The organism is Gracilibacillus xinjiangensis (genome assembly GCF_042651765.1).
Classification (GTDB): Bacteria; Bacillota; Bacilli; order Bacillales; family Amphibacillaceae; genus Gracilibacillus; species Gracilibacillus xinjiangensis.
On sequence record NZ_JBHSDT010000002.1, the window covers coordinates 254,253 to 260,502 of the forward strand.

Below are 6,250 nucleotides of genomic sequence, written 5' to 3' on the forward strand. Positions count from 1 at the left end.
ATTACTTCTCCTCCAATCTCTGACTCCTCAGCTGGATTATAGATAATATTAATAGAAGAAAGAATAATGCATAGGACATCGTAGCTGCATAACCTAAATTGTTCTGAGTAAATCCTACTTCATATATATACTGAATCAGTGGCCTTGTTGCACCATTTGGCCCACCTTCAGTTATGAGCAATATTTGGGCGAATACTTTATAAGAAGCGAGTATTTGAAGAAGCAAAACAATCCTTCCAATAGGTATGAGCTGAGGTAATGTAATATGGAGAAACTGCTGCCATGGTGTTGCTCCATCTATCTCACTTGCCTCATATAAAGATCCGGGTATATCCTGCAATCCTGCAAGAAACAATATCATATTAAATCCGACCGTCCACCACAGCGTAACTACTACAATAGTTATCCAGGCAAGAACTGTATCTGTAGTCCAAAACGGTTCTGCCTCAATTCCGATACTATGAAGAACCGTGTTCACAAGCCCGGTATATGGTTGTAGCATGAAAACTGTAAGAAATGAAATAACTGCAACCGATAAAATACTAGGTATGAAAAAAGCACTTCGAAAAAATGTTTGGAGTCTTGTTCTCATATTTGCCAATAAAGCTAGTATTAACGCTAAAATCACCATTGTAGGTGTGGTAAAAATAACAAAAAGAGTTGTATTCCAGAGTGTTCGCCAGAATTTGGAGTCTCCTAACATCTTTTGATAGTTCTCCAAACCTACAAACTCTAATTTCCTGACCAATGTCCATTCATATAAACTCATTTCCAACCCTTTTATAATAGGAAATATAGTGAAAATCATATAGGTTATCAAAAAAGGCATAATGAAAAGAGATGCCCTTAAGTCTTGTTTCAATGCCTTTTTACTCATGAACTTCCCTCCCCGGCAAAAGATAAAAGAGGGTGTTGCAAGTCAGCTTTCTTCTTCCAAATTGTATACTCCTTTTAGTGGATATAATCACTATTTGGTAATCATAATAGAACACACTGATCTTTAAACACCCTCTTACCTTCTTCTCACTTATTCTCCAATTAATTTCTTCACTTCAGCTTCAATTTTGTCAAAAGCATCTTCAGCAGAAGTATCTCCAGACCATACTGTATCCAGATGACGTATAACGATTGATTCTACTCCACGCGCATGCACGTTACGGTCTACAAAGTCTGCATACTCTGCTACTTCTGCATACTGACTACGGTATGGGATTTCCTTGAACCCTTCCGATTCAATCACCGTCGTTTTGGCTGGGATATGACCAGCCTGTGCCCACATAGCGCCTTTGTCAGCAGCGAAATCCATAAACTTTAAAGCTCCCTCTTGAGTGTGTTGATCCGCATTCTCACTATAAGGAAGAACAAATGTATGTGAGTTTGCCCATGCCCCTTTTTCTCCAAAAATGTTCGGGATGGGCATAGGAGTGAAATTAAGACCTTCAGTACTTTCCCAAGTCCCTGTTGCCCATACGCCAGCGATTATGGCGGCTGCATTGCCTGACTGGAAATCCGGGTAGTAGTCACTTACATTAAGCCGAATAATTTCATTTTCATGATATAGCCCTTTTACAAAGTTTGCTGCTTTGACTGCTTTTTCATAATCAATTTCATATGTAGGGTTTTCTAAATTATCAGATAAAAGTTTTTCTCCTCCAAGCTGATTGTAAAAGCCCCACCATAACCAATACGGATTTGTACCACTTGAGGAAGAGGCTAACGGCAGCACTTCATTTGGATGTTCTTCCTTAATGGTTTGGAAAAAATCAATAAAACCTTCCGGAGATTGTTCCATTTGTATAGTTCCATCCTCATTTAGAAGTCCGACTTCTTCTACAATATCATTATTTATATACATAATTTGAGGATGAGTGTCCATCGGAACTGCGTAGTGGAGATCATTATAAATGGTCGCATCAAGAATGTTCTCATTATATTCATTCCACTCCACGCCTACTTCTTCGGCGAGACTATTTAATTCTGTCACAAGGCCTTGGCTTACAAGTTCTGGTAAAACATTGGTATGGGATATTGCTATATCCGGACCTTTTCCAGCACCTATACTAGTAATGAGCTTCGTGTAATACTCTGAATTTTCCTGTGTGACATTCTCTACAACATATTCATCCTGGCTTTCATTAAATTCATCGACAATATTTTGCATGAATTTCGCATCACCCGCAGCAAAAAGGTTCCACATCAGCAGCTCAGTCGGCTCACCTTCGGACCCAGCATTCGCGCTATCTCCACCAGATCCCGAACAGGCAGCTAGTATAACAGCTATCATCAAAATCCCCAAAATCGCACCAAACCTCTTTTTCATACAATTACCTCCTGTTTTTAAAGTTTAATTACAAAAAATCGGTATGATTAATTAAAATAATACCTTTAGACAAAAGAATAAGCTTGTATAAAGGGAAAGTCAATCTGTTTATTACAAATTTACTGTATTAAAACAAACTTTACACAGTTTTAACTTTCTTCTTTAGGTCGGTTAGTTAATTAACATTGTAAAATAGAATACACTTAAAAACTAAATGCTGCTTTTGATTGGAAACATCCCTATTCTTACTGGACCCATCTCAATGAAAACTATTTCGTCAAAAATTCACTAATTGATTAAAGACTAATAAATATAGTACAATAACTTTATCTATTCGAAAAATTTGTTTATAAACAGTTTATTTGCAAATAAAAGCTAATTCATAAAGAAAAGGTGGGAGAGTAACGTTGCTAGAATTATCTATAAAAAAACCGGAGGACCTACAAAAAGTTTCACGTGCACTGTCCTCAAAAATTCGTTTGGAAATTATTAATTTATTAAACACCAGAAATGCTAACGTACATCAGTTAGCAGATAGCTTGCAGATTCCTGTTTCCACTGCGGCTTCTCATGTCAAAGTACTGGAAGAGGCGGGATTGATATTAACCGAATTGCGACCCGCTAGCAGAGGTGCGATGAAAGTATGTACCAGAAATTTTGATGATATTCGCATTCAGTTAAATGACCCTAAGGATCACAAAAGTAATTACAAAAGTTTTGAGATGGAGATTCCCATTGGACATTATGTCGATTTCAGTGTTGTACCCACCTGCGGAATGGCTAATCACGAAAAAATCCTTGTTCCAGAAGATCAGCCAGTTCACTTCTTTAGCCCTCATCGCACTAATGCTCAAATTATATGGACAAGAAAGGGATACTTTGAGTACAAATTCCCCTTGGTCATTCCAGAAGAATCAAAAGTAGACTCTGTCCAAATCTCCATGGAATTATGTTCTGAAGCGCCAAGCTATGACCATAATTGGCCTTCTGATATCACGGTCTGGTTTAACGATGTGGAGATTGGAACCTGGAGGAGTCCCGGAGATTTTGGAGACCGGCCCGGAATGCTAAACCCAGAATATTGGAAAAAAACCAACAGGACACAATACGGCACGCTAAAGACATGGAAAGTCACCAATGATAGTTCGATGATAGATGACTTTCATCTTTCTAATGTCACTGTAGATAATTTAAACTTGTCAAAACATGATTTCCTATCCTTTAGAATAGGAATAAAAGATGATGCTATCCACAAAGGTGGCATCAATTTATTCGGTCGGGAATTCGGTAACTATCCTCAAGATATAAAGTTGAAAGTAAATTTTTCTTAACAGGGAATTATAGAAATCTACACATCTACATGTAAATCTGTAGACGTGTAGATTGTTTTTCTTTTTGACTTTTTTATCAGTTTAAGGTGAGAAGGCTCTCACTTAGAGGAGCATGAGCGAGTAAGTGGGAGATGAATCGCCTGAGGGCTATGGATAATTTCTGCCATATTGACTGCCCGATTATTCATTTTTCTAGACTTGCTTTCCGCAAAAAAATATCGTGAGAACAAGCGTTCTTGACAAAGAGGTGGAAATGATGTTAGTGAAGAAAAGAAAGCTTATAAGTTTCGAATCTATCCCAACACAGAACAGGAAATTCTGATCGCTAAAAACGATAGGGTGTGCTCGCTTTGTATTTAACTATTTTTTGGGTAGATGGAACACCACCTACCAAGAAAAAGGAAGAGGATTATAGTTCTGCATCTCTTTTTGCTTGAAAGAGAGACCTTGCCACATCATCATTAAGATAATACTATACTACCCAATTGAATTATCCCAAAACGAACACGAGATGTTTCCTATAAGCTTACGTAACTTACTTCATCCAGCGATAAAATGAACGCAAAAAGACGACGCACTCCGTAGAGAACGCCGTCCTATAAACGTTTTAGATACCGGTGGTCGGGGTCGAACCGACACGTCCGTGAGGACACGGGATTTTGAGTCCCGCGCGTCTGCCAATTCCGCCACACCGGCACAAATAAAAATGGAGGCGGCAACCGGATTTGAACCGGTGATAAAGGTTTTGCAGACCTCTGCCTTACCACTTGGCTATGCCGCCTTAATCTTATATATATGATTTGTTTATATATTATATGCAAATGGAGCGGAAGACGGGATTCGAACCCGCGACCCCCACCTTGGCAAGGTGGTGTTCTACCACTGAACTACTTCCGCAAAATGGCTGGGCTAGCTGGATTCGAACCAACGCATGACGGAACCAAAAACCGTTGCCTTACCGCTTGGCTATAGCCCAATATAAAAGATTCATTAAATGGGGCGACCAGTGGGGATCGAACCCACGCGTGCCGGAACCACAATCCGGTGCGTTAACCACTTCGCCATGATCGCCATCATACAGAAAACAGGGGTAGTAGGAATCGAACCCACACTGGAGGTTTTGGAGACCTCTGTTCTACCGTTAAACTATACCCCTACAATATATAAAATGGTGGAGGGAGTAGGACTCGAACCTACGAACCCGATGGGAACGGATTTACAGTCCGTCGCGTTTGGCCAACTTCGCTATCCCTCCGTATAAAATTAAAAGTGAAAATAATAAGTGGTGGCTCGGGACGGAATCGAACCGCCGACACACGGATTTTCAGTCCGTTGCTCTACCGACTGAGCTACCGAGCCAGGAAATGATTGATAATATTTTTGATATGTTTTAGTGGCGGTCCGGACGGGACTCGAACCCGCGACCTCCTGCGTGACAGGCAGGCATTCTAACCAACTGAACTACCGGACCATGAAATGTGTGAAATTGATTTTAAAACCAATTTAATAAGATAATTTTGGTTGCGGGGATAGGATTTGAACCTATGACCTTCGGGTTATGAGCCCGACGAGCTACCAGACTGCTCCACCCCGCGATAATATTAAGTTGAAATGGTGGAGGATGCAGGGCTCGAACCTGCGACCCCCTGCTTGTAAGGCAGGTGCTCTCCCAGCTGAGCTAATCCTCCAAATTACAGGATATACAAGTGCATGTGTTATGGCAACAGGCAGTTGCGTACTTAACATGCCATTATTCATAGAAATATTAAAGGTTTAATATAATGGTGACCCGTACGGGATTCGAACCCGTGTTACCGCCGTGAAAGGGCGGTGTCTTAACCGCTTGACCAACGGGCCTTTATGTCAAAAGTGGCGGAGAGCGAGGGATTCGAACCCTCGGTACGGCGTTGACCGCACACACGATTTCCAATCGTGCTCCTTCGACCACTCGGACAGCTCTCCATTTGGCTCCACAGGTAGGACTCGAACCTACGACCGATCGGTTAACAGCCGATTGCTCTACCACTGAGCTACTGTGGAATGGAAGTTAATTGCTTGGCAACGTCCTACTCTTGCAGGGGCAATGCCCCAACTACCATGGGCGCTGGAGAACTTAACTACTGTGTTCGGCATGGGAACAGGTGTGACCTCTCCGCTATCGTCACCAAGCTTGTACTATAAGTATTAATTTAATTCGTCTTAATTATTTAAGTGACAAAGAATATTATACTATGTATTTATGAAAAGTCAAGTATTTTTTTTAATATACCTTGAAAACTAGATAAGAACATTAGACAAGCAACAAACAACCTTTATAAGATTTAGTTAAGTCCTCGATCGATTAGTATTCGTCAGCTCCACATGTCACCATGCTTCCACCTCGAACCTATCTACCTCATCGTCTCTGAGGGATCTTACTCATTTACATGATGGGAAGTCTCATCTTGAGGGGGGCTTCATGCTTAGATGCTTTCAGCACTTATCCCTTCCACACGTAGCTACCCAGCGATGCTCCTGGCGGAACAACTGGCGCACCAGCGGTGTGTCCATCCCGGTCCTCTCGTACTAAGGACAGCTCCTCTCAAACTTCCAACGCCCA

At 41.0% G+C, this 6,250-nt stretch carries 3 protein-coding genes, 14 tRNA genes, 2 rRNA genes and 1 pseudogene; 2 read left to right on the plus strand and 18 right to left on the minus strand.

What is annotated here, in order from left to right:
* Position 1: 1 nt before the first annotated feature.
* Together ACFOY7_RS02795 and ACFOY7_RS02800 are read right to left on the minus strand one after the other, a co-directional pair.
* The gene (locus ACFOY7_RS02795; protein WP_390249206.1) at positions 2-877 is read right to left on the minus strand and encodes a carbohydrate ABC transporter permease; all 876 of its coding nucleotides are present in this window, start codon (positions 875-877) and stop codon (positions 2-4) included.
* Between the two features lie 150 nt (positions 878-1,027).
* Entirely contained in the window at positions 1,028-2,320 is a 1,293-nt protein-coding gene (locus ACFOY7_RS02800; protein ID WP_390249208.1) for an extracellular solute-binding protein, read from the minus strand.
* Between the two features lie 407 nt (positions 2,321-2,727).
* Between ACFOY7_RS02800 and ACFOY7_RS02805 the strand changes: the two genes are divergently transcribed.
* Both ACFOY7_RS02805 and ACFOY7_RS02810 read left to right on the plus strand, forming a co-directional pair.
* Complete coding sequence (locus ACFOY7_RS02805; RefSeq protein WP_390249210.1) at positions 2,728-3,651, plus strand: ArsR/SmtB family transcription factor; 924 nt, start codon at positions 2,728-2,730, stop codon at positions 3,649-3,651.
* 291 nt (positions 3,652-3,942) lie between these two features.
* Positions 3,943-4,063: pseudogene (locus ACFOY7_RS02810) on the plus strand (helix-turn-helix domain-containing protein); the annotation flags it as partial.
* Between the two features lie 200 nt (positions 4,064-4,263).
* On the opposite strand, the gene ACFOY7_RS02815 reads toward ACFOY7_RS02810, so the two are convergent.
* From ACFOY7_RS02815 to ACFOY7_RS02890, 16 genes are all read right to left on the minus strand, one after another.
* A tRNA-Leu gene (locus ACFOY7_RS02815) sits at positions 4,264-4,347 on the minus strand.
* Positions 4,348-4,358: 11 nt separating this feature from the next.
* A tRNA-Cys gene (locus ACFOY7_RS02820) sits at positions 4,359-4,432 on the minus strand.
* Between the two features lie 41 nt (positions 4,433-4,473).
* Positions 4,474-4,548: transfer RNA gene (locus tag ACFOY7_RS02825), tRNA-Gly, on the minus strand.
* 4 nt (positions 4,549-4,552) lie between these two features.
* Positions 4,553-4,627 (minus strand) — tRNA-Gln (locus tag ACFOY7_RS02830).
* A gap of 19 nt (positions 4,628-4,646) precedes the next feature.
* Positions 4,647-4,722: transfer RNA gene (locus ACFOY7_RS02835), tRNA-His, on the minus strand.
* Between the two features lie 14 nt (positions 4,723-4,736).
* Positions 4,737-4,807, minus strand: a tRNA-Trp gene (locus ACFOY7_RS02840).
* Between the two features lie 13 nt (positions 4,808-4,820).
* Positions 4,821-4,906, minus strand: a tRNA-Tyr gene (locus ACFOY7_RS02845).
* 28 nt (positions 4,907-4,934) lie between these two features.
* Positions 4,935-5,010: transfer RNA gene (locus tag ACFOY7_RS02850), tRNA-Phe, on the minus strand.
* A 35-nt stretch (positions 5,011-5,045) separates the two neighbouring features.
* Positions 5,046-5,122, minus strand: a tRNA-Asp gene (locus tag ACFOY7_RS02855).
* 47 nt (positions 5,123-5,169) lie between these two features.
* Positions 5,170-5,246: transfer RNA gene (locus ACFOY7_RS02860), tRNA-Met, on the minus strand.
* A 17-nt stretch (positions 5,247-5,263) separates the two neighbouring features.
* A tRNA-Val gene (locus ACFOY7_RS02865) sits at positions 5,264-5,339 on the minus strand.
* 94 nt (positions 5,340-5,433) lie between these two features.
* Positions 5,434-5,508 (minus strand) — tRNA-Glu (locus ACFOY7_RS02870).
* A 13-nt stretch (positions 5,509-5,521) separates the two neighbouring features.
* Positions 5,522-5,613: transfer RNA gene (locus tag ACFOY7_RS02875), tRNA-Ser, on the minus strand.
* Between the two features lie 3 nt (positions 5,614-5,616).
* Positions 5,617-5,691, minus strand: a tRNA-Asn gene (locus ACFOY7_RS02880).
* Positions 5,692-5,704: 13 nt separating this feature from the next.
* Positions 5,705-5,820: ribosomal RNA gene (gene rrf / locus ACFOY7_RS02885) — 5S ribosomal RNA — on the minus strand.
* Positions 5,821-5,972: 152 nt separating this feature from the next.
* A 23S ribosomal RNA gene (locus ACFOY7_RS02890) occupies positions 5,973-6,250 on the minus strand; the annotation flags it as partial.